The 22,357-nt window shown below is 72.6% G+C and carries 21 protein-coding genes and 1 pseudogene; 10 read left to right on the top strand and 12 right to left on the bottom strand.

The features are described 5' to 3' along the window. Positions 1-267: 267 nt before the first annotated feature. The 3 genes from DQE82_RS24340 to lanKC form a co-directional block, all read right to left on the bottom strand. Entirely contained in the window at positions 268-990 is a 723-nt protein-coding gene (locus DQE82_RS24340; RefSeq protein WP_147265160.1) for a hypothetical protein, read from the bottom strand. Positions 991-1,122: 132 nt separating this feature from the next. Next, complete coding sequence (locus DQE82_RS24335; protein WP_113974138.1) at positions 1,123-2,388, bottom strand: MFS transporter; 1,266 nt, start codon at positions 2,386-2,388, stop codon at positions 1,123-1,125. A 329-nt stretch (positions 2,389-2,717) separates the two neighbouring features. Then, complete coding sequence (lanKC, locus tag DQE82_RS24330; protein ID WP_113974136.1) at positions 2,718-5,333, bottom strand: class III lanthionine synthetase LanKC; 2,616 nt, start codon at positions 5,331-5,333, stop codon at positions 2,718-2,720. Between the two features lie 285 nt (positions 5,334-5,618). Here lanKC and DQE82_RS30700 point away from each other — a divergent pair, with 285 nt between their 5' ends. The 3 genes from DQE82_RS30700 to DQE82_RS24320 all read left to right on the top strand — a co-directional run bounded on the left by DQE82_RS30700 (position 5,619) and on the right by DQE82_RS24320 (position 8,262). Then, positions 5,619-6,188 (top strand): hypothetical protein, encoded by a 570-nt coding sequence (locus DQE82_RS30700; protein WP_158560005.1) that lies wholly within the window; start codon positions 5,619-5,621, stop codon positions 6,186-6,188. 7 nt (positions 6,189-6,195) lie between these two features. Then, positions 6,196-7,455 (top strand): sensor histidine kinase, encoded by a 1,260-nt coding sequence (locus DQE82_RS24325; RefSeq protein WP_113974134.1) that lies wholly within the window; start codon positions 6,196-6,198, stop codon positions 7,453-7,455. Between the two features lie 99 nt (positions 7,456-7,554). Beyond that, a complete protein-coding gene (locus DQE82_RS24320) occupies positions 7,555-8,262 on the top strand; it encodes a response regulator transcription factor (RefSeq protein WP_199496099.1) in 708 nt (235 codons plus the stop codon). Positions 8,263-8,301: 39 nt separating this feature from the next. On the opposite strand, the gene DQE82_RS24315 is transcribed toward DQE82_RS24320, so the two are convergent. The 4 genes from DQE82_RS24315 to pdxY form a co-directional block, all read right to left on the bottom strand. Then, the gene (locus DQE82_RS24315; RefSeq protein WP_064445959.1) at positions 8,302-10,677 is read right to left on the bottom strand and encodes an excinuclease ABC subunit UvrA; all 2,376 of its coding nucleotides are present in this window, start codon (positions 10,675-10,677) and stop codon (positions 8,302-8,304) included. Positions 10,678-10,733: 56 nt separating this feature from the next. After that, positions 10,734-11,147: a VOC family protein gene (locus DQE82_RS24310; RefSeq protein WP_043330132.1), complete on the bottom strand. Its 414-nt coding sequence runs from the start codon at positions 11,145-11,147 to the stop codon at positions 10,734-10,736. A gap of 5 nt (positions 11,148-11,152) precedes the next feature. Then, positions 11,153-11,617, bottom strand: a complete 465-nt coding sequence (locus DQE82_RS24305; protein ID WP_113974130.1) for a helix-turn-helix transcriptional regulator — start codon at positions 11,615-11,617, stop codon at positions 11,153-11,155. 98 nt (positions 11,618-11,715) lie between these two features. After that, positions 11,716-12,567: a pyridoxal kinase PdxY gene (pdxY, locus tag DQE82_RS24300; protein WP_043324020.1), complete on the bottom strand. Its 852-nt coding sequence runs from the start codon at positions 12,565-12,567 to the stop codon at positions 11,716-11,718. Between the two features lie 178 nt (positions 12,568-12,745). On the opposite strand from pdxY, the gene DQE82_RS24295 reads away from it, so the two are divergent. Together DQE82_RS24295 and DQE82_RS31350 are read left to right on the top strand one after the other, a co-directional pair. Further along, positions 12,746-14,155 carry an OFA family MFS transporter gene (locus tag DQE82_RS24295; RefSeq protein ID WP_064445960.1) on the top strand — a complete coding sequence of 470 codons (1,410 nt, stop codon included), beginning with the start codon at positions 12,746-12,748 and terminating at the stop codon, positions 14,153-14,155. After that, positions 14,152-14,277, top strand: a complete 126-nt coding sequence (locus tag DQE82_RS31350) for a hypothetical protein (RefSeq protein WP_255361250.1) — start codon at positions 14,152-14,154, stop codon at positions 14,275-14,277. The genes DQE82_RS24295 and DQE82_RS31350 overlap by 4 nt, the downstream gene beginning before the upstream one ends. Before the next feature lie 51 nt (positions 14,278-14,328). On the opposite strand, the gene DQE82_RS24290 is transcribed toward DQE82_RS31350, so the two are convergent. Then, positions 14,329-15,057 carry an SDR family NAD(P)-dependent oxidoreductase gene (locus DQE82_RS24290; protein WP_043324027.1) on the bottom strand — a complete coding sequence of 243 codons (729 nt, stop codon included), beginning with the start codon at positions 15,055-15,057 and terminating at the stop codon, positions 14,329-14,331. 75 nt (positions 15,058-15,132) lie between these two features. Between DQE82_RS24290 and DQE82_RS31515 the strand changes: the two are divergent. Together DQE82_RS31515 and DQE82_RS24285 are read left to right on the top strand one after the other, a co-directional pair. Further along, positions 15,133-15,291, top strand: a pseudogene (locus DQE82_RS31515) (patatin-like phospholipase family protein); the annotation flags it as partial. A 103-nt stretch (positions 15,292-15,394) separates the two neighbouring features. Further along, complete coding sequence (locus DQE82_RS24285) at positions 15,395-15,961, top strand: patatin-like phospholipase family protein (protein WP_233514768.1); 567 nt, start codon at positions 15,395-15,397, stop codon at positions 15,959-15,961. A 6-nt stretch (positions 15,962-15,967) separates the two neighbouring features. Here DQE82_RS24285 and DQE82_RS24280 read toward each other — a convergent pair whose 3' ends face one another. Both DQE82_RS24280 and DQE82_RS24275 read right to left on the bottom strand, forming a co-directional pair. Then, on the bottom strand, positions 15,968-17,188 hold the full coding sequence (locus tag DQE82_RS24280; protein WP_113974128.1) for an RNA polymerase sigma factor: 1,221 nt from the start codon (positions 17,186-17,188) through the stop codon (positions 15,968-15,970). Between the two features lie 19 nt (positions 17,189-17,207). After that, the gene (locus DQE82_RS24275; RefSeq protein WP_043324033.1) at positions 17,208-17,600 is read right to left on the bottom strand and encodes a YciI family protein; all 393 of its coding nucleotides are present in this window, start codon (positions 17,598-17,600) and stop codon (positions 17,208-17,210) included. A 90-nt stretch (positions 17,601-17,690) separates the two neighbouring features. Between DQE82_RS24275 and DQE82_RS24270 the strand changes: the two genes are divergently transcribed. Together DQE82_RS24270 and DQE82_RS24265 are read left to right on the top strand one after the other, a co-directional pair. Beyond that, the gene (locus tag DQE82_RS24270) at positions 17,691-18,155 is read left to right on the top strand and encodes a peroxiredoxin (RefSeq protein ID WP_304441228.1); all 465 of its coding nucleotides are present in this window, start codon (positions 17,691-17,693) and stop codon (positions 18,153-18,155) included. 65 nt (positions 18,156-18,220) lie between these two features. Further along, a complete protein-coding gene (locus tag DQE82_RS24265) occupies positions 18,221-18,907 on the top strand; it encodes a hypothetical protein (protein ID WP_113974124.1) in 687 nt (228 codons plus the stop codon). Positions 18,908-18,970: 63 nt separating this feature from the next. Here the strand turns inward: DQE82_RS24265 and cydB are convergent, their stop codons facing one another. Together cydB and DQE82_RS24255 are read right to left on the bottom strand one after the other, a co-directional pair. After that, complete coding sequence (gene cydB / locus DQE82_RS24260; protein ID WP_069089654.1) at positions 18,971-19,969, bottom strand: cytochrome d ubiquinol oxidase subunit II; 999 nt, start codon at positions 19,967-19,969, stop codon at positions 18,971-18,973. 17 nt (positions 19,970-19,986) lie between these two features. Next, positions 19,987-21,399, bottom strand: a complete 1,413-nt coding sequence (locus tag DQE82_RS24255) for a cytochrome ubiquinol oxidase subunit I (protein ID WP_043324038.1) — start codon at positions 21,397-21,399, stop codon at positions 19,987-19,989. 175 nt (positions 21,400-21,574) lie between these two features. Between DQE82_RS24255 and DQE82_RS24250 the strand changes: the two genes are divergently transcribed. After that, complete coding sequence (locus tag DQE82_RS24250) at positions 21,575-22,345, top strand: 1-acyl-sn-glycerol-3-phosphate acyltransferase (RefSeq protein ID WP_113974122.1); 771 nt, start codon at positions 21,575-21,577, stop codon at positions 22,343-22,345. Positions 22,346-22,357 lie beyond the last annotated feature (12 nt).

Genomic DNA, 22,357 nt, shown 5'->3' with positions numbered 1-22,357 from the left:
AGGGCGGTGAAAGGGGCCGGTGCCCTCTGCGCTCCGGCGATCATGAAGTTGACCGCGGATGCTGTCCCATTTGTCGCCGCCAACCTCATGATCGCCGGAGCGGTGGATGGGTTGAGAGTGCGGCGTCGGCGGGCCGCGCCTAGGTGTGCGGTGCGACGGGGCAGCTGGCCGGACCTCCAAGTCCCGGAAGGTCAGCCGCCTCGCGAGGACGTCCGGGGAGGCCCGCCGGAGCTTTACTTGACATAATGTGCATTATCGAATCACGGCTCAGGAGGGCTTTACGTCTTCGCCGAGGGTGTCCGACATGACCTTCAGAAGCGCGGCCAGCCGTGGCTGGTGACCTCCGGCCTGCAGTCTCGCGAGTGCCGCGTCCACCTCTGCCTTGACCGCCTGCCGCTGCGACACCTGCCCCGAGTCGAGCGCCTTCTGGACTCGCGGTGTCAGGTCGGCCAACAACGTCAGGGCCTCCGTGTCCGGCGTATCCGCGTCGTCGGACAGTTCCGGGGCCTGCTGCCGGACGTCTGCGAATCGCCCTGCCCCGAACCGGGCCAGGGCGTCCGCCACGTCGTCCGCCGGCTGCCGCACCTGATCGAGGTCGAGCAGCTTCAGGGCCGGCCGCCCGTCGACCGGGCTCCGGCCGGTGAGCGGACGGTCGATCGTCGCGGCGGTGGCCGGCACCAGCAGCACCTTTGCGGCTCTCTGGTTCCGGCCACGGGACGGTAGCGGCTGGTCGAGCACGACAGCGTCGATCTCGGCCCATGCCACGAGCCGGTTGAGCCCGGCGACCCGCAGGTCCAGTCCGTCGGCTCCGATGCGGAACCGGAACGGCCTGAGCTGGTAGGCGACGAACAGGCCGGCCGACACCAGCCAGAGGCCGAGAAGGATCCATCGTCCGGTCGACGCGGAAGTGTGGTACAGCAGCGGGAGCACGCCGACTCCGAAGACCGTGAGGCCCCTCCACAGCTTCTCTCGGCTCCTACGCAGCTCCATGCCGGCACCTCGTCCCTTGTGGCCTGTCTGGGAGGGCCCTACATGGTGGCACGGGCGAGGCGCTCTCGTGATCATCCGAACGTCCCCGGAAGGACCAGCACCTCTCCCCTGCCTGCCGGTACGAAGATCAGCTCAGACCGGCTGCGGGTCGCGGCGCTCGGCCTCGCCGGGCTCCGGGGCTTCCTCGACGGCCCGCAGGTCGGGCATGGCCCGTGCGGCGGGCGCGACGGTGGCACCGACGGCGAGCGCCAGCATGATCGCCGCGAAGCTGCCGAACACCACCGGCGCCGGTACGCGGTCGATCAGCAGGCCGGACAGGGCCGGGCCGAACGGCGCCACGATCAGCGCGATGAAGCTGGTCGCGGCGTTCGCTCTCCCCTGCAGGTCGCCGGGGGTGAGCAGGGTCTGGAGGGTCAGCATGCTGATGTTGGCGGCCGGTACGACCAGGACGCAGGCGCCGGCCAGCGCGCCCAGGACCAGTCCGTTGTCGGTGGTGGCCATCGCGGCGGTCAGCACGGCGCAGGCCCAGACGACGGCGAGGATCAGCCAGCGGGTGGGTACCCGGGCGGTCAGCCAGGACGCGACGAGTGATCCGGCGACGGCGCCGAGGCCGACGCATGCCATGACGGTTCCGGCGGACAGGCCGGAGGCGCCGTTGCGGACCGGCACGACGATGATCGCCAGGAGGACGCCCGCGAACGCGAAGTTCAGGACGGCGCCGCAGAGCAGCGTGAACCGCAGCGACGGTTGCCGCCACAGGAACCGGACCCCGGCGACGGCCTGCCGGGGCAGGGACTCCCCCGGCGTGGTCGCCGACCGGCCGAGTGGGCCGCGCAGCAGGGCCACGGCGACCAGGGAGACGGCGTAGGAGAGCGCGTCGACGAGGAACGGCAGTGCCGGGGCGAGGCCGAACAGGAAGCCGCCGAGCGGCGGACCGGCGAGGTGGACGACGCCGTTGCGGGTCTCGTTGAACACGGTGGCCGTACGCAGGTCCCGGGCGGGGACGACGGCGCGGGTGGCGGCCGCGGCGGCGGGTTGCAGCGCGGCGCCGAGGCCGGCGGTGGCGGCGGCGAGGACGGCGATGAGCAGGACTGGCGCGTGTCCGACGAGGGCGAGCACGGTGACGCCGGTGACGGCGAGCAGCGCGCCGGCGTCGCAGCAGAGCATGAGGATGCGCCGGTCGCGGCGGTCGGCGAGCAGGCCGGCGGGCAGGAGTACGAGGACCAGGGCGATGCCTTCGGCGAAGGCGACGAGGCCGGCGTCGGTGGCGGAGCCGGTGGTCAGCAGGACGAGCAGCGGCGTGGCGACGGCGGTGACCTGGGTGCCGAGTTTCGACGCGGTGCGGGCGACGGTGATGAGGAGGAAGTCGCGGTTGTGTCGTAGGCCGGTGGGCGGCATGGGGGCTCCGTGTGCGTGGTGGCGGGCGGGATGCCGGCTTCACCGGGCCGGGTTGACGACGGACCCGGGCGGGCGGTGGCCGCCCGCCCGGGTCGCCAGGCGGATCAGGTGTGGCTGGGGCTGGTGGCCCGTTCGCCACTGCCGTCTCAGCCGTTGCAGCAGGCGATGCTGATGCTGCTGGACTGCGGCGGGACCGCGTGGCGGGTGCCGTTCTGCGTGGCCATGGCCTGCAGGTTGAGGAGCTTCGTCATGGGGGTTCACCTCCTTCTCGGGTGTGGTGGGTTGGCCGTCGGTGGTTCCGACGGGGTCTGTGGGCGCCGGGCGGGGGTTCAGCTCGCGGCGAGGAGGTGGCCGGTGGGCGCGACGTGGGTGGGCGCGTCGAGGAAGGGCAGCGTCACGGCGGTGCGGTGCAGCGCGGCGTGCATGGCGGACAGGATTCCGGCGCCGCCGGCGGCGAGGTCGGTGGAGATGCGCAGCAGGGTGTCGCCGGGGAACGCGAGGTGGCCGTCGAGGGCGTAGGCGTGCCAGGCGAGGCGGGTCAGGTGCGCGGGGACGTGGTGGGGCGCGTCGTCGCGGACGAGTCCGATGGGGCCGTGCGGGGTGGCGCGGCGTGGTGGGTCGTCGGTGAGCAGTGCGGCGGTGGCGAGGAGTCCGGCGCGGCCGTGGAAGAGGCCGGGCAGCAGGACGAATTCGACGTCGATGGTGCGGCGGACGGTGGTGACGATGTCGCGCAGCCACTGGCGTTCGCCGTGGCGGAGCAGTGTGTGTGCGGCGACGGCGATGCCGGCGCTGCCTTCGTCGAGGTAGAACAGTCGTCGTGCGCCGTCGCGTACGTGGAGGTTGCCGTTGTCGTCGCGGACGGTGTGTTGCAGGTCGCGGCGCAGGGCGGTGCGGGCGGCGCGTAGCCAGGCGGGGTCGCCGGTGGTTTCGTGCAGGCGGGTGAGGAAGGTCGCGGGGCCGGACCAGCCGTGGAGCAGGCCGGGGCGGGTGGGTTCGGGTACGGGTTGCGTGGTGTCGCCGGTGAGGGTGCGGGCGAGTCGGTCGCCGATGTGCAGGGCGTCGTCGGGGGCGGGTCGGCCGGGGCGCAGCAGGGCGAGTCCGATGCCGGCGAGGCCGCTGTGCAGGCCGGGGCCGTAGCGGTGGTGCAGGCCGGTGCGACATCGGTCGAGCAGTTCGTCGGCGTCGTCGTGGCGTCCGGTGCGGTCGAGGAGGGCGGCGATGCCGGCGAGGCCGTCGTAGAGGCCGAGGTGGGCGGCGGGCAGGCGGCGGGCGGCGCGGGTGAGCCAGTCGAGGTGTTCGTCGCGTTCGGGGTAGTCGACGCCGGTGGTGACGAGTGCCCAGATGATGCCGGCGGCGCCGTGCGCGAGGGTGGCGCCGCCGTGCGGGAACTGGCCGGGGTCGCCGGGGAAGAGCCGGTCGGTGCGGTGTGGTGTGGCGGTGGCGCGGATGCCGGCGGCCAGGGATTCGATCAGCTGGCGCGGGTCGGCGGACCACTGGTGGCGGGTGACGCGGCGGCGGCCGGGCGTGGGTGGGTGCAGTGCGGCGTGCAGGTCGTCGCGGATGCGGTCGAGGTATCCGGGTGGTAGCGGGAAGCGCCGGGCGATCGTGAGGAGGTCGTCGAACTTGTCGTCGCACAGGGCGGCGAGGGGTGTCAGCGGTACGAAGACGGCGAGGCGCAGGCAGGCGAGGGCGTAGGTGTCGACGGCGGTGCCTCGGCGGATGCGGGGGGTGGCGAAGCCGGGGTCGCCCAGTGAGGGGGTGAAGTCCTCGTCGGTCAGGTACGCCTGTTCGAAGTCGACGAGCACGATCCGGCCGTCGGGGCGGATCATGATGTTGGCGGTGTGCAGGTCGCCGAAGACCACTCCCCTGGCGTGTATCCGGGCCAGGGCTGCCTGGACCTGGTCGATGACGTCGAGTGCCCAGGTGGTGTAGTCGGCCAGGTCCTGGTCGGTGGGGTCGGGGTGGATGAGTGGGTGCCGCATGGCGAGGTGGTGTTGGAGGGTGTCGCCGTCGACGTGCTCTTCGACCAGGAACTGGTGTTCCCACCAGGTGAGGCGGTCGAGCAGTCGTGGGACGCAGTCGAGGCCGGCGAGGCGCCGCAGCATGGTCTCTTCGCGGCGCAGGCGGGTGAGCGCGTCGGTTCCGGCGCCGTCGAGTCCGGCGTGCGGGCGGGCTTCGCGCAGGACGACGGTGCGGCCGTCGCGTAGGTCGGTGGCGCGGTAGACGCCGCCGGCGTTGGAGTGGTGCAGGGCTTCCTCGATGCGGTACGGGGGTTCGTCGTCGGTGTGCGCGTCGACAGCGGCGACGGCGGCGATGTGCTCGGCGACGAAGTCGGGCACGGGGGCCCAGTCGGGCACGGTGAAGACGGGTTCGCGGCGGTCGGGGACGAGGGTTCCGTCGGGGCGTGCGACGGCGGGGACGGGCTGGTCGCCGTCGACGCACCAGAGTTCGGCGAATCCCCCGTAGCGCAGGTAGAGGGGTCCGTCGTGCCAGCGCAGGTCGCTGAGGACGTAGGGGCCGCGGTATCCGGCGAGCCGGGCGCCGAGGTCGTCGAGGACGCGGCGCAGGGCGGCGTCGTCGGCCGGGTAGAGGGCGGCGAGTTTGCCGCTGCCGGCGCGGTGGGCGTACTTCTCGTTGTTGACCAGGGCGAGGCGGCGGCTGCGTTGGAACTTGAACGCGACCCGGTGGGTCACGCAGTGGTCGCGTACCAGGTCGAGGACGTCGGCGGCGTCGTCGAGGTTCACCGACACGTGGATTTTCCAGCCCTGCTGGGGCAGCTGCGCCTGCGGCGGGTGCCACATGATCCAGCCGCCGTGTTCGGCGACGCGCCAGCCGTCGGGCGGGGTCTGGTCGGCCAGCGGGAACCGGCTCGCCGTGTCGGCGACGTACGCCGGTGAGTCGACGTGGACCGGGTCGGCGATCAGGAACGCTCCGGGCGTGGGCATGGCAAACCTCGCGGCCGTGACGATGGGTTGGGTGTCCGGGACGGGTTCGGTGTGTTGCCGTTGTCGCCTGGACTGGTTCCATCGTGGTGGTAGCCGGCCGGTCCTGGCGTCCGGCCGTGGGGCGAGGTTCGGGGTCCGTCCCGGCCCGGTGGTGGACGTCGGGGGTCCGTCTGGAAGGTGACACCGGATGTCACCCGGTACGGGGACGTCCGGCGGGCCGGTGTGGACCAGAATTTCTCGCGTACGCGGGCTGTTCGCCCGCATTTCCTTCTGTGGAGGTCTGTGATGAGGACCGAGGTCCAGTCGCCGCCGGTGGTGGTGTTCCTGCAGGCGCAGCGGCCGGCGGGGTGGGTGACCGTCGCGCGTGGGGTGCCGTTGGACGGACGGCGGTGTCTGCTGAGGACGGTGGGTGCGGGCCGGGCGCGTTCCGGCGACGCGGTGCGGCTGGTGGGGGTGGCCGGTGGGGACGCGCGGTCGCTCGCTGTCGCCGAGGTGTCGGTGTTGCACCGTGACGAGGCGGACCTGGTGATGGTGTCGCTGGCCGGTGCGACGGTTCCCGGTGGGCACGGCACTGATGCCTTGGCGGTGCGGCGGGTGTTGGCGATGCTCGCCGACGACGCGGACGGGCGGTGGCGGGTGGCCGCGGACGCGGCGGCGGACGTCGTGGCGCCGGTCGTGCTGGTGGGGGCGGGCCGGGCGGGTGCGCCGGGCCGGACGGCGGTGCCGGTGACCACGCACCGGGTGGGCGCGGCCACGCCGTCGCCGGACGGTGACGGCGGCGGTGACGACGACGGCTCGCCGCTGTCCTGGACGTGCCGGTTGTTCGGCATCGGCTGCCCTACGGAAAACTCCTGATCCGCCGATGACGTCGGTGACCGGTGCGGTGGCGCCGTCCGCCCCGGCGCGGGCGGCGAGATGGTGGCGTCACGATCTTCTGCTGCTGCCGGTGCTGGGCCTGCTCGACCTGTTCACGGCGTCGTCCGTGGTGATCCAGAGCGAGCCGGTCGGCCCGGCCCGGCAGTGGCTGCAGGTGCTCGCCGCGGTGTTGTCGGTCGGCGCCCTGTGGTGGCGGGCCCGCGCGCCGGTGGCGGTGTTCGCGTTCGAGTGCGTGCACGGCGTGGCGATGTGGTTCCTGCTGCACGACTACCGGCCGTGGGCGGGCCTGATCGTGGCGTTGTACACGGTGGCGGCGTTGCGGCCGCTGGTGGTGTCGGCGGCGGCGTACGCGGCGGCGTGCGCGCGGAGCCTGCTCAGCGCGTTCGACTCGTTCCGGGTGGAGCCGAGTGCGGGCGCGCGGGCCGGGGAGTTCGTGGTGACCGCGTTGATGTTCGCGCTCATCTACGCGGCTGCGTGGGCGGCCGGGTCGGTGGTGCGGCGGCACCGGCGGCGGGTGGCCCAGTTGGAGCGGGAGCGGCGTGTGGCGCGGGCGGAGGCGGTGGCGTTGGAGCGTCGCCGGATCGCCGCGGAGCTGCACGACGTGGTGTCCCACTCGGTGACGGTGATGGTGCTGCAGGCCGCCGGCGCGGCGCGGATCAGCGCGTCCGATCCGGAGCGGACCCGGGAGGCGCTGCTGCACATTCAGCAGGCCGGGCAGCAGGCGATGGCGGAGTTGCGGCGGCTGCTGGCGGTCATGCGGGCCGAGTCGGGGCCGGTGGGCGACGGTGAGCCGGGTCCGCAGCCGCGGCTGGACGACATCGAGGTGCTGCTGACGTCGATGCGGTGCGCGGGGCTGACCGTGACGATGTCGGTGTCCGGCAGCCCTCGGCCGCTGGATCCGAGCATCGAGCTGGCGGCGTACCGGACGGTGCAGGAGAGCCTGACGAACACGCTCAAGCACGTCGGCCGGCGGGCCTGCGCGACTGTTCATTTCGGGTGGCAGGAGCGGGTGCTGTTGCTGCGCGTCGACGACGACGGCTCGGGCCGCGAGCCGGGCGCGGCGGCGGGGCTGTCGACCGGTAACGGGCTGGCCAGCCTCGCCGAGCGGCTGGAGCGTGTCGGCGGTCGTCTGGTCGCCGGGCCGCGTGCCGAGGGCGGGTTCCGGGTGAGCGCGACGCTGCCGGTCGCGCAGCACGGCGACCTCGTGGCGGCCTCCGGTGACGGCGGGGCGCCGGCTGTCGGGTGAACGGCGTGTCCGCTGTGCGACATCAGGGTGGCCGCCGCCGCCGGCGTCGATGATCATGTGGTGGGGCCACTGTCCCGGCCGCCGACGACGGGAGCCTTCATGATCCGGGTGCTGCTCGCCGACGACCAGCCGCTCGTACGGGCGGGACTCGCGATGCTGCTCACCAACGAACCCGACATCGACGTCGTCGCCGAGGCCGACGACGGGGCGCAGGCCGTGGAGGTCAGTCGGCGGCTGCGCCCGGACGTGGTGCTGATGGACGTGCGGATGCCCGGCACCGACGGGTTGGCCGCGACCAGGCTGATGGCCGACGAGCAGCTCATCGACGACCCGCAGCAGCCGGTACGGATCATCATGCTGACCACGTACCACGTGGACGAGGCGGTGCACGCCGCGTTGCGGGCGGGCGCGTCCGGTTTCGTGCTCAAGGACGCCGCGCCCGCCGAGCTGGTGTCGGCGATCCGGGCGGTGGCCGACGGCGAGGCGTGGCTGGATCCGGCGGTGGCCCGGCGGCTGCTCGACGACCTCGCCGCCCGGCCCGACCCGGGACTGCCCACCCCGGTGCAGATGCGCAGGCTCACCCCGCGGGAACGGGAGGTGCTGGTGCTGATGGCGTACGGGATGTCGAACCGGGAGATCGCCGAGCATCTGGTGCTGGGCGACGCGACTGTCAAGACGCACGTCAGCCGGGTGCTGACGAAGCTGGGGCTGCGGGATCGGACGCACGCGGTGGTGGCCGCGTACCAGTGCGGCCTGGTGGAGCCCGGCACGGCGCCGCCGGCCCGGATGGCCGGTCTGTCCCGCTGAGGTCCGCGGCGCGGCCGGGGATCTCAGCGGGCGCGCCGGTCAGGCGCCGACGTAGTCGGCGAGGTGTTCGCCGGTGAGCGTGGACCGGGCGGCCACCAGATCCGCCGGGGTGCCCTCGAAGACGATCCGGCCGCCGTCGTGACCGGCGCCCGGGCCGAGGTCGATGATCCAGTCGGCGTGCGCCATGACCGCCTGGTGGTGCTCGATCACGATGACGGACTTGCCCGCGTCGACGAGCCGGTCGAGCAGGCCGAGCAGCTGGGCGACGTCGGCCAGGTGCAGGCCGGTGGTGGGTTCGTCCAGGACGTACACGCCGCCCTTGTCCCCCATCCGGGTGGCGAGCTTGAGGCGCTGGCGTTCCCCGCCGGACAGCGTGGTCAGCGGCTGGCCGAGCGTGAGGTAGCCGAGGCCGACGTCGGCGAGCCGGTCGAGGATGGTGTGGGCGGCCGGGGTGCGGGCCTCACCGTCGCTGAAGAAGATCTCGGCCTCGTCGACGGACATGGCGAGGACCTGGCTGATGTCGCGGCCGCCGAGGTGGTAGTCGAGCACGGCGGGCTGGAACCGTTTGCCTTCGCAGTCCTCGCAGGTGCTGGCGACGCCGGCCATCATGCCGAGGTCGGTGTAGATGACGCCGGCGCCGTTGCAGGTCGGGCAGGCGCCTTCGGAGTTGGCGCTGAACAGGGCGGGTTTGACGCCGTTGGCCTTGGCGAACGCCTTGCGGATGGGGTCGAGCAGGCCGGTGTAGGTGGCCGGGTTGCTGCGGCGGGAGCCACGGATGGCGGTCTGGTCGACGCTGACGACGTCGTCGCGTCTGGCCAGTGAGCCGTGGATGAGGCTGCTCTTGCCGGAGCCGGCGACGCCGGTGACCACGACCAGGACACCGAGGGGGATGTCCACGTCGACGTCGCGCAGGTTGTGGGTGCGGGCGCCGCGGATCGGCAGCGCGCCGGTGGGCGTACGCGGCTTGTCCTTGAGGGTTGCGCGGTCGTCGAGGTGGCGGCCGGTGGTGGTGCCGCTGGCGCGCAGGCCGGCGACGGTGCCCTCGTAGCAGATGGTGCCGCCGGCGGTGCCGGCGCCGGGGCCGAGGTCGACGACGTGGTCGGCGATGGCGATGGTTTCGGGTTTGTGTTCGACGACGAGGACGGTGTTGCCCTTGTCGCGCAGTTGCAGCAGGAGGTTGTTCATGCGGGCGATGTCGTGCGGGTGCAGCCCGATGGTGGGTTCGTCGAAGACGTAGGTGACGTCGGTGAGGGACGAGCCGAGGTGGCGGATCATCTTGGTGCGCTGGGCCTCGCCGCCGGAGAGGGTGCCGGCGGGCCGGTCGAGGCTGAGGTAGCCCAGGCCGATCTCGACGAACGAGTCGAGGGTGTCCCCCAGCGCCTTGAGCAGCGGGGCGACGGAGGGTTCGCGCAGGTCGCGTACCCAGGTGGCGAGGTCGCTGATCTGCATGGCGCAGACGTCGGCGATGCTGACGCCGTTGATCTTCGAGGAGCGGGCCTCGGGGGCCAGGCGGGTGCCGTCGCAGTCGGGGCAGGTGGTGAACGTGATGGCGCGTTCGACGAAGGCGCGGATGTGCGGCTGCATGGCGTCGACGTCCTTGGCGAGCATCGACTTGCTGATGGCGGGGATCAGGCCGGTGTAGGTGACGTTGATGCCGTCGACCTTGATCTTGGTGGGTTCCTTGTGGAGCAGGTCGCTCAGTTCCCGCTTGGTGTAGTCGCGGATCGGCTTGTCCGGGTCGAACAGGCCGCTGGAGCGGAAGATGCGGCCGTACCAGCCGTCCATGCTGTAGCCGGGAATGGTGATGGCGCCCTCGTTGAGGGACAACTTCTCGTCGTAGAGGACGGTCAGGTCGAAGTCGGTGACCGCGCCGCGGCCCTCGCAGCGGGGGCACATGCCGCCGAGGCGGTTGAAGGTGCCCTTCCTGGTCTGGGTCTTGCCGGGGCCCCGCTCGACGGTGATCGCGCCGGCGGCGCGTACGGAGGGGACGTTGAACGAGTAGGCGTTGGGCGGGCCGATGTGGGGGTCACCGAGGCGGCTGAACAGGATGCGCAGCATCGCGTTGACGTCGGTGGCGGTGCCGACGGTGGAGCGTGGGTCCGCGCCCATGCGTTCCTGGTCGACGATGATGGCGGTGGTGAGGCCCTCCAGGACGTCGACCTCGGGCCGGGACAGGGTGGGCATGAAACCCTGGACGAAGGCGCTGTAGGTCTCGTTGATCAGGCGCTGGGACTCGGCGGCGATGGTGCCGAAGACCAGTGAGCTCTTGCCGGAGCCGGACACGCCGGTGAACACCGTGAGGCGACGTTTGGGCAGTTCGACGTGGACGTCGCGCAGGTTGTTCTCGCGGGCGCCGAGGACGCGGATGACGTCGTGGCTGTCGGCGCGGTGCAGGCCGGTGGTGGCCTCGCTCATGATCTCTCCGTCCGGGTCGGGTGTTCCGGTCGAGCCAGCGTCCGCCGCGGGCGCCGTCAGCGCCGCTCGTTGATGCGGATGAGATTGCCGGTGGGGTCGCGGAACGCGCAGTCGCGCACGCCGTAGGGCTGTTCGGTGGGTTCCTGGACCACGTCGGCGCCGCTGGCCGCCAGCCGGTCGAACAGGCCGTCGAGGTCGTCGGTGGCGAGGGTGAGCGCGCCGTAGCTGCCCTTGGCGATGAGTTCGAGGATGGTGCGGCGCTCGTCGTCGCTGATGCCGGGGTCGACGGCCGGCGGGTGCAGGACGATGCCGGTCTCGGGCTGGTTCGGTGGGCCGACGGTGAGCCAGCGCATGGTGTCGCCCTGGCCGACGTCGTTGCGCAGTTCGAAGCCGAGGGTGTCGCGGTAGAAGGCGATGGCGGCGTCGGCGTCGGTGTGCGGCAGGAACGTGTAGTGAATGGTGATCGTCATGGTGGTCACGCTAACGGTGGCCGACCGGTGCGGGCTTCTCGATTCCTGATCGGTCGGGTCACCTGTTTGGTCAGGCACGGGGGCGGCTCGGCGGTGTCGGGGGCGTGACGGGCGCGGTAGGCGCTGGGCGGTTCACCGACGAGTTCGGTGAACCGGGTGCTGAAGGTGCCCAGGGACTGACAGCCGACGGCGAAGCAGACATCGGTGACGCTGAGGTCACCACGGCGCAGCAGGGCCATCGCGCGTTCGATGCGGCGGGTCATGAGGTACGAGTACGGGGACTCGCCGTAGGTCTGGCGGAACTGGCGGCTGAGGTGGCCGGCCGACATGTGCTCGCCGCGGGCGAGGGCTTCGACGTCGAGGGGACTGGCGTACTCGCGGTCGATGCGGTCGCGGACGCGGCGCAGCCGGGTCAGGTCGCGCAGCCGTTGGGCGAACGCGGGGTCGTCGGTGCCCTGGTGCGGTGACACGTCCGCATCCTGCCTGCTGGGCGGTGGTGTCGTCCACCTGTTCGAGCGGCGAGTCGCCGCCCGGGTGCACCTGGGCGGCTGGTGCACCCGGGCGGCGGTCAGCGCAGCCGGCGGGCGGTGAACCGGGTGGGCGGCTCGGCGATGGCGTCCTGGGCGGCGACGAGTTGCAGTTCCCGGGTGCCGGCGTCGAGGGTCGCCTCGAGTACCGCGTAGATCGAGTTTGTGGTGCGTTCCAGCGCGGTCTGCGGTGAGCCGGTGGTGGCCAGGTGCGCCAGGTAGAGGGCGGCGGTGACGTCGCCGCCGCCGTTGGGGGCGATCGGCAGCAGCGGGGTGGTGACGGCCCAGGCGCCCTCGTCGGACACGGCGACGACTTCCAGGTGCCCGGCGGGCAGGTCGCCGTGCAGGACGCTGGTGACCAGGACGTGCCGGGGGCCGGTGGCGCGGACGGTGTCGACGGCGGCGAGCAGGTCGTCGAGGGTGTCGGTGGTGCGGCCGGCGAGGAACTCCAGCTCGAACTGGTTGGGGGTGACGATGTCGGCGCGGGGGACGACGGTGTCGCGGAGGTACTCGGGGATGCCGGGGCGGACGAACATGCCGCGGCCGACGTCGCCCATGACCGGGTCGCAGCAGTAGAGGGCGGCCGGGTTCGCGGCTTTGACCTGGGCGACGGCGTCGAGGATGACCGCGCCGACGGCGGGGTCGCCCTGGTAGCCGGAGAGCACGGCGTCGGCGGTGCCGAGCACCCCGCGGTCGGCGATGCCGGCGATGACGTCGGCGACGTCGGTGGGGGCGAGCAGGGGGCCGCGCCAGGCGCCGTAGCCGGTGTGGTTGGAGAAGTGCACGGTCAGGACCGGCCAGACCTCGTGTCGGAGGCGTTGCAGCGGGAACACGGCGGCGGAGTTGCCGACGTGGCCGTAGGCGACCGACGACTGGATGGACAGGATCTTCACCTGCTCATGGTCGCATCCCCGGCGAGGGCTGACGGCCCGTGGTGGGGTGATGACGGGCCGGGACCGCGGTGACCGTTCGGCTCAGGGTTTCGACCGCCGGGCGCGGGGCGGGTTTGGGCGCAGCGTGCGGTGGGGGCATGAACGGGCTGTTCTCGCCTTCTGGACGGAGGAAGCAACGATGCTTTCCGCACTCGATCGTCGGCACACCGTCGCGCCGCCGGGGTACAGCCGCTGGCTGATCCCCCCGGCGGCGCTGGCGATCCATCTGTGCATCGGGCAGGTGTACGCGACGAGCGTGTACAAGAACTCCCTGATCGCGCATTTCGACACAAGTCAGACGGCGATCGGGGTGATCTTCAGCATCGCGATCGTGATGCTGGGGTTGTCGGCCGCGGTCGCCGGTACGTGGGTGGAGGCGAACGGGCCGCGTAAGGCCATGTTCGTGTCGGCGTGTTTCTGGGCGGCGGGTTTCCTGGTCGGGGCGCTGGGCATCGCGACCGGGCAGCTGTGGCTGCTGTACCTGGGGTACGGGGTGCTGGGCGGGATCGGTCTGGGGATCGGGTACATCTCCCCCGTCTCCACGTTGATCAAGTGGTTCCCGGACCGGCCGGGGCTGGCGACCGGGCTGGCGATCATGGGGTTCGGTGGCGGGGCGATGGTGGCCTCTCCCCTGTCCCGGCAGCTGCTGTCGTTCTACGACGCCGGGTACGACCCGTCGGACAGCGGTTCCACCGCGTCGGGCTCGGCGCTGGTGTGGCTGTTCGTGACGCTCGGCATCGGCTACTTCGTGATCATGATGTTCGGGGTGTTCAACGTGCGGGTGCCGGCGCCGCACTGGCGGCCGGCCGGTTTCGACCCGTCGACGGTGGCGGAGAAGCCGCTGGTGACCACGGCGAACGTGTCGGCGGCCAACGCGCTGAAGACGCGGTCGTTCTGGCTGCTGTGGGTGGTGCTGTTCTGCAACGTGACGGCGGGTATCGGCATCCTGGAGCAGGCCAGCCCGATGATCCAGGACTTCTTCCGCGACAACGGGACCTCGGCGGTGTCGGTGGCGGCGGCCGGCGGGTTCGTGGGAGTGCTGTCGCTGTTCAACATGGCGGGCCGGTTCGTGTGGTCGTCCACGTCGGATGTGATCGGCCGTAAGCCGATCTACGTGGTGTACCTGGGTGTGGGCATGGTGCTGTACCTGCTGCTGGCGCTGGTGGGGCAGACCTCGACGGCGTTGTTCGTGCTGCTGGCGTCCGTGATCCTGTCGTTCTACGGCGGCGGGTTCGCGACCATTCCGGCGTACCTGCGGGACCTGTTCGGCACGTTCGAGGTGGGCGCGATCCACGGCCGGCTGCTGACCGCGTGGTCGGCGGCCGGGGTGGCCGGGCCGCTGATCGTCAACGGATTCCTCGACGCGCAGGGCGAGCCGGGCACGTTGACCGCGGCGGCGTACCGGCCGGCGCTGTTCACGATGGTCGGCGTGCTGGCCGTCGGCCTGGTGGCGAACCTGCTGGTGCGGCCGGTGCCGGAGCGCTACCACGAGCCGGCGTCGGGACGGGACGGGACAGCGCAGGGGCCGACGGAGAGGAGCGGATCGTGAACGAGCACAGCGGTGGCGGGCAGCGGACCCGCCTGGTGGTGTCGTGGCTGGTGGTGTCGGTGCTGCTGGGCTACGGGGTGGTGCAGACGGTGATCACGGCGGCGAAGCTGTTCACCCAGTAGCGCAGAAGGCGAGGCGGCGGCCCGGGGCGAACACCCCGGGCCGCCGTCGTGTCAGAGCCCGCCGCCGACGCGCAGGACCGCGCCCGTGGTGTACGAGGCGTCCGGGCCGAGCAGGTGGGCGATCGCGCCGGCGACCTCCTCGGGTTCCCCGGCGCGGCCCATCGGGATCCGCCCGGCGGCGGAGTCGGGGCGGTCGGGCACGCCGGAGCGGGCGTGGATGGTGGTGCGGATGATGCCGGGAGCGACGGCGTTGACGCGGATGCCGTGCGGCGCGAGTTCCTTGGCGAGCCCGACGGTGAGGGTGTCGGTGGCGGCCTTGACGGCGGCGTAGTGGACGTACTCGCCGGGTGAGCCGAGCGTGGCGGCGACGGAGGAGACGTTGACGATGGCGCCGCCACGGGTGAGCCGCCGGGCCGCCTGCTGGGCGCAGAGCACGTACCCGATGAGGTTGACGTCGACGACCTCGCGCAGGTCGTCGACGCGCAGGTCGGTGAACGGGCCGATCGGGCTGGTGACGCCGGCGTTGTTGACCAGGCCGGTGAGCGGGCCGAGCTGGTCGGCGGCGTCGAAGATGCGGCGTACCTGGTCCGGGTCGGTGGTGTCGGCGGCGACGGTGACCGCGCGGCGGCCGGCCGCGCGCACGTCGGCGGCCACGGATTCGGCGGCGGTGTGGTCGGCGCGGTAGCCGATGACCAGGTCGTGGCCCTCGGCGGCGAGCCGCCGGGCGGTGGCCGCGCCGATGCCGCGTCCTCCCCCGGTGACGATGGTGACGGAGGTCAATGCACTTCTCCCCTGCCTTGCGGTGGGGGCGACGTTACCGTGGGCGGGACCATCCGGGGTGGAGAGGACTGTCACATGGGGCGCGCGTTGGTGCTGGGTGGCGGCGGGGTCACCGGGGTGGCCTGGGAGCTGGGTCTGCTGGCCGGGCTGGCCGGGCACGGCCTGCGGTTGGACGAGGCGGAGCTGGTGGTGGGCACGTCGGCCGGGTCGGTGGTCGGGGCGCAGGTGCGTTCGGGTACGCCGGTGACGCAGTTGTACGAGGCGCAGCTGCGGCCGCCCCGCGAGGAGGTGCCGGCGCGCCTCGGGACGGGGGTGCTGTTGCGCTGGGCGTGGGCCGGTGGGCCGGGACGCGGCGCGGGCCCGGGCGCGTATCGGCGCGATGGCGTTGTCGGCGCGTACCCCGTCGGAGCAGTCGCGGCGGGCGGTGATCGCGGCGCGGCTGCCGTCGTCGGACTGGCCGGCGGCGCGGCTGCTGGTCACCGCCGTCGACGCGGCCTCCGGCGAGTTCGTGGTGTTCGACGCGGACAGCGGGGCGTCGCTGGTGGACGCGGTCGGGGCCAGTTGCGCGGTGCCGGGGGTCTGGCCGCCGGTGACGATCGGTGACCGGCGTTTCGTCGACGGCGGCGTCCGGTCGCCGGTGAACGCGGACCTGGCGGCCGGGTGCGAGCGGGTGGTGGTGCTGGCGCCGACCCGTGCGGCGGTCGGACCGATGCCGCGGCTGTCGGCGCAGGTGACGGCGCTGCGGGCGGCCGGCGCGCGGGTGGCGGTGGTGTCGCCGGACCGGGCGGCGCGCACGGCGATCGGCCGTAACGTGCTGGATCCGGCGCGGCGGGCCGCGTCGGCGCGGGCCGGGTTCGCCCAGGCCGACACGGTGGCCGCCGAGGTGGCCGGGGTGTGGCGGTGACCGCGATCAGGAGTCGCTGGTCAGGCGCGCCAGCCGCCGGTTGAGGTAGCGCTGTTCGGGCAGGCTGCCGGTGAGCCGGGCGGCCAGCCGGTAGTGCTCGGCGGCGGCCTGCGGGTCGCCGTGCAGCTCCAGCAGGTGGGCGCGGACGGCGTGCAGCCGGTGGTGGCCGCGCATGGCCGGGTCGGTCAGCAGCGGGCCGAGCAGCGCCAGCCCGACGTCGGGGCCGTGCGCCATGGCCACGGCGACGGCCTGGTTGAGTGTGACGAACGGGCTGGGGGCGACCCGGCTCAGCATGTCGTAGAGGACGCTGATCTGCAGCCAGTCGGTGTCGTCGAACGTCGGGGCCTCGGCGTGGACGGCGGCGATGGCCGCCTGGAGCTGGTAGCGGCCCACCGGGCCGTGGGGCAGGGCCCGGCCGAGCAGCGCGACGCCCTCGTCGATCAGGTCGGCGCGCCAGCGGGAGCGGTCCTGGTCGGCCAGCGGCACGAGGTCACCGGCGGCGTCGGTGCGGGCGGGCGACCGGGCGTGGGTGAGCAGCATCAGCGCCAGCGCGCCGGTCACCTCGTGGTGCTCGGGCAGTGCGGTGTGGACCTGGCGGGTGAGCCGGATCGCCTCCTCGGCGAGTGCGACGTCCAGGAGCTGGTCGCCGGAGGTGCGGGTGTAGCCCTCGCTGAACACCAGGTGGCACACGTCGAGCACGGCGGCCACCCGGGCGGGCAGCGCGTGCGGCGGCGGCATGGTGAACCGGGCGCCCGCCTCGCGTAGCGTCGCGCGGGCCCGGCTCAGCCGCTGCGTCATGGTCCGGGCCGGCACCAGGTAGGCGGCGGCGATCTGCTCGACGCGCAGGCCGGCCACCGCGCGCAGGGTCAGCGCGACCTGTGAGGGGCGGCTCAGCGCCGGGTGGCAGCACAGGAACAGCAGCCGCATCGTGTCGTCGGCGCCGGTCACCGGCGTGTCGTCGACGGGCGGTACGAGGCCGGCGTCGGGTTGCCGGGCCGCGTCGAGCCGCTCGCGGCGGGTACGGGCCGCGTCGGCGCGGATCCGGTCGATCAGTCGCCGCGCGGCGACCCGGATCAGCCAGGCGCGGGGGTCGTCGGGGACGCCGGTGCGCGGCCAGTTGGCGGCGGCCGCCTCCGCCGCGTCCTGCAGGGCGTCCTCGCAGGCGTCGGGGTGCCCGTAGCGGCGCAGCAGCGCGGCGCGGACGTGCGGCGCCTCCCGGCGCCACACGTCCGCCAGCGCGGTGGCGTTACTGATCGGAGCCGCCCGGCCACATCAGGGGCCGCAGCTCGACGGTCTCCCCCGGGCCGGCGAACTTCGCCGCGACGGCCTCGGCGCGGGCCTGGTCCTCCACGTCGATCAGGAAGAACCCGGCGAGGTGTTCCTTGGCTTCGGAGTACGGGCCGTCGGTCACCAGCGGCGCGCCGTCGCTCCACCGGTACAGCCGTGCGGTGGCGGGGTCGGCGAGCGCCTCACCGACGACGAGCTCACCGTTGGCGTGCAGCTCGGTCAGCACCTGCTCGAAGTCGGCGTTGAGCCGGTCCCGTACCTCGGCGGGCAGCTCCTGGTAGGAGGCCAGATACTCGGAGGTGGGGTGGCCCCACGGCTCCGGGTTGGAGTGGATCATGATGACGTACTTCACTGTCGGTCCTTCGCGTCGTGCGGCGGTGCCTCCCCGCCGCTCGCCGGGTACGACGGAGCCGGATCGCCGATGTCTACATATTCTCGCGTCATGAGTAACGCGTTGGGTGTCGGTGACCTGGTCGAGGATTTCACGCTGCCGGACGAGACGGGGACGCCGCGTCGCCTGTCGGAGTTCCTGGCCGCCGGGCCGGTGGTGTTGTTCTTCTATCCGGCGGCGATGACGCGGGGCTGCACGGCGGAGAGCTGTCACTTCCGGGATCTGGCGGCGGAGTTCGCGGCGGTGGGCGCGCAGCGGGTGGGGATCAGCCGTGATCCGGTGGAGCGGCAGGCGGAGTTCTCCCGCCGGCACGGGTTCGACTATCCGCTGCTCTCCGACGTCGACGGCGCGGTGGCGGACGCGTTCGGGGTGCGGCGGCGGCTGCCGCTGGGGCCGCTGAGCACGCGGCGGATGACGTTCGTGATCGGCACGGACCGGCGGGTCCTCGCCGTGGTGCGCAGCGAGCTGAGCATGAACGAGCACGCCGACGCGGCGTTGCGGGCCCTCGGGGGCTGATCATCGTGGTGTCGCAGCCGGCTGGTATCAAGGCTGCGTCAAACAGGTGTACGGAAGAGGGCGTGATGGCGGGTCAGGGTTTGTCCACTGACGAGGTTCAGGGGATCCGGGAGGCGCTCGCGGCGGGCCGCAAGCCCCGGGTGGTGTTCACCGAGGCGGCCGGGCAGATCGCCGGGCAGATCGGGCAGGTGGTGGAGCTGACCGACCCGGAGGCGTCGGAGGAGTTCGTGGTGGTGCGGTTCGGCCGCGACGAGCTGCCGTTCTCCCCCGCCGACGTGGCGGTCGCGCCGAAGGGCGCCGGGCGGCGTCCGGCCGCCGAGGCGAAGCCGGAACCGGAGCAGCCGCCGGCCGCGCCGGAGCCGGAGTTCGTGCTGGACACCCCGCGGGTGCCGGCGCCACGACGGGAGGAGCCAAAGACCGAGGTGCCGCAGGCGGAGCCGAAGCCGGCGAAGCGGGCGGTGAAGGCCGCGAAGCCGAAGACCCCGCCGGGGTTGACGGTGACGCTGGCGTACGCCGAGGGCGAGTGGACGGTGGCCGCGCAGCAGGGCACGAAGGCGCTGGCCCGGCCGTACGTGGTGAAGCCGGCCGAGGCGCTGCGGATGGTGGCGCTGGTGGACGTGCCGGGGGTGCAGGAGGCGGTGGAGCAGATCCTCGCCGCCGAGCGGGCCGAGGCGGAGCAGCAGGCGGAGAAGCTGCGCGCCGAGCTGGCCGAGATCGAGGCGCGGCTGGCGGAGCTGCGCGAGGCGCGCTGAACGCCCCGCGGGGCCGGTGCGACCCCCTCGCACCGGCCCCGCGCCCCTGCGCCCACAGGTCGATCAGTGTTGCGGAATGTTCTGTACCCCGATCCGGCGGCGGAACACCCAGTACGTCCAACCCTGGTACGCCAGCACGATCGGCGTGAAGATCACCGCCACCCAGGTCATGATCTTCAGGGTGTACGGGGTGGACGCGGCGTTTGTGGCGGTGAGCGTGCCGGCCGCGTCGAGCGTGGACGGCATCACGTTCGGGAACAGCGCCGCGAACAGCGTCGCCACGGCCAGCGCGATCGCCACGGCGGTGCCGGTGAACGCCCAGCCCTCCCGGCGTACCTTGGCTGCGGCCAGACCGCCGAGCAGGGCGAGGGCGGCGCCGACGGCGAGCACGACGGCGGCGGCGCTGGAGCGGATGGTCAGCGACCAGCTCAGGAACGCCACCGCGGCCACGGCCGTGCCGACGCCGAGCTTGACGGCGAGGGCGCCGGCGCGCTCGCGGATGTCGCCAGTGGTCTTGAGCGCCAGGAACACCGCGCCGTGGGTGAGGAACAGCCCCAGCGTGGTCAGGCCGCCGAGCAGCGCGTACGGGTTGAGCAGGTCGAGCAGCCCGCCGACGTACTCGTGGTCGGCGTCCAGCGGCACGCCGCGGAAGATGTTGGCGAACGCCACGCCCCACAGCACGGCCGGGATCGCCGAGCCCCAGAAGATGGCCTGGTCCCAGCGGCGCTTCCAGGACGCCTCGGGCCGCTTGTGGCGGTACTCGAAGGCGACGCCGCGGGCGATCAGGGCCAGCAGGATGAGCAGCAGCGGCAGGTAGAAGCCGGAGAACAGGGTGGCGTACCACTCGGGGAAGGCGGCGAACATGGCGCCGCCGGCGGTGATCAGCCACACCTCGTTGCCGTCCCAGACCGGGCCGATGGTGTTGATCAGGACACGGCGCTGCCGGTCGTCGCGGCCGAGCACCGGCAGCAGCATCCCGACGCCGAAGTCGAAGCCTTCGAGGATGAAGTAGCCGGTGAAGAGCACTGCTACGAGGAGAAACCAGACGGTCGTCAGTTCCACGGTTGGGCTCCGGGGTGTCAGTAGGCGAACGCCAGCGGGCGCTCGGCGTCGTCGGTGTCGTCGTCGTCGGTCTGCGGGGTGACGTCCGGGACGCCGGCGCGGGCATAGCGGACCAGCAGCTTGAACTCGACCACCGCGAGGACGGCGTAGATGAGCGTGAACGCGGTGAAGGAGGTGAGGACCTCGGTCAGGGAGACGCTGCGGGACACGCCGTCACGGGTGAGCATCTCGCCGAAGACGATCCACGGCTGGCGGCCCATCTCGGTGAAGATCCAGCCGAAGGAGTTGGCCAGCAGCGGCAGCACGGGCATGACCAGGCCGGCGCGCAGCAGCCACTTGCTGGTGGGGGTGCGGCCCTTGCGCTGGCTCCAGAGCACCAGCAGCGCGATCGCGGCGGCGGCCAGCCCGAAGCCGATCATGAAGCGGAAGCTCCAGTAGGTGACCGGGATGATCGGGGCGTAGTTGCCGGGGCCGTACTGGCTGGCGTACTGGGCCTGGAGGTCGTTGATGCCCTGGACGGTGCCGTTGGGGTCGCCGGTGCCGAGGAACGACAGCAGGTACGGGATCTTGAGAGCGAAGATCTCGCGGCTGCCGTCGAGGCTGCCGACGGTGAGCACGGAGAACGAGGCGGGGCTCTCGGTGGTGTAGAGGCCCTCCGCGGCGGCCATCTTCATCGGCTGCACCTCGGTCATGATCTTGCCCTGGATGTCGCCGGTGAGGATCACCAGCGCCGAGGAGATCAGGACGACCCAGGAGCCGAGCTTGGTGGCGAAGCGGTACGCGCCGGTGTCGGCGCTGTCGCGGTTGCGCATCACGTGCCACAGGCCGACGGTGACCATCAGCGACCCGGCGACCAGGAACGAGCCGGCCAGCGTGTGCGGGAAGGTGACCAGGGCGACCTTGTTGGTGAGCACGGCGACGAAGTCGGTCAGCTCGGCGCGGCCGCTCTCCGGGTTGATCCGGAAGCCGACCGGGTTCTGCATGAACGAGTTGGCGGCGAGGATGAAGTACGCCGACAGGTTGGTGCCGATCGCGGCGGCCCAGATCGCGGCCAGGTGCAGGCGTTTGGGCAGCCGGTCCCAGCCGAAGATCCACAGGCCGATGAACGTGGACTCCAGGAAGAACGCCACAAGGGCCTCGATGGCCAGCGGCGCGCCGAAGATGTCACCGACGAAGCGGGAGTAGTCACTCCAGTTCATGCCGAACTGGAACTCCTGCACGATGCCGGTGACCACACCCATCGCGAAGTTGATCAGGAAGAGCTTGCCGTAGAACTTGGTGAGTTTGAGGTACCGCTCGTTACCGGTGCGGTGCCACATGGTCTGGAGGATCGCCACCAGCACGGACAGGCCGATGGTCAACGGCACGAACAAGAAGTGGTAGACGGTGGTGACACCGAACTGCCAGCGGGCGACGTCCAACGCGTCCACCAGAAAACCCCCAGCTGTGCATACTACGAGACGTAGTAGATACTACTCGGCGTCGTAGCGAAAGCAGCAGGGCCGCAGGGCCCCACCCGGCCCGGGACCAATGACCCTGATCACCCTTGCCGGAGGACCCACCGGCTCCCGCCGCCACCCCTGCACGTGCGACCATCCAGCACTGATGAACAGCACCCTCTGGCGCGCGCCGCTGCTGTGGCGGGGCGCGCAGACGCTCGCCCGCGCCGCCGTCGGGCTGGTCGGCCGGCTGGAGGTCACCGGCGACGTGCCCGACGCGCTGCGCCGCGGCCCGCTGATCCTGGCCGCCAACCACATCAGCCCGTTCGACCCGGTCGTGCTCGCCGCCGCCTGCCGGGTCCGCGACGTCGCGCCACGGATCATGGCCACCGGCGGCCTGTTCCGCACCCCGGTGATCGGGGCGCTGATGCGCCGCGCCGGGCACATCCGCGTCGACCGCGGCACCGCCGCCGTGCACCGCTCGCTGGAGGTCGCCGCCCAGGCCGTGGCCGGCGGCTCGGTGGTGCTCGTCTACCCGGAGGGACGCATCGGGCTCGACCCGGGCATGTGGCCCGAGCGGGGCAAGACCGGCACGGCCCGGCTCGCGTTCGCCAGCGGCGCCGCCGTCGTACCGGTGGCGCAGTGGGGTTCGCACGAGGTGCTGCCGTACCGCGCGCCGAAGGGGATGCTGCGTGGGGTGGCCCGCGCGCTCGTCCGCCGGCCCGCCATCCGGGTGCACTTCGGCGCCCCGGTGCCGATCGACGACCTGCGGTCGGGCTCTCCCGGCGCGGCCCGGCACGCCACCGACCGGATCATCGACGCGATCACCGACGACCTGGTCCCGCTGCGCCCCGACGAGCCGGAACTGCCGCGCCACGTCGACCCGGGCCGGCCGGTCGACACCGCCCGCGCCCACCGCCGCCACCGCCCCGGCTGACGCATCCCGGCC

This window comes from Micromonospora sp. LHW51205 (genome assembly GCF_003315815.1).
GTDB classification, from domain to species: domain Bacteria; phylum Actinomycetota; class Actinomycetes; order Mycobacteriales; family Micromonosporaceae; genus Micromonospora; species Micromonospora chalcea.
The sequence above is the reverse complement of the archived record's forward strand: the minus strand, read 5'-3'. Positions and strand labels throughout refer to the sequence as shown.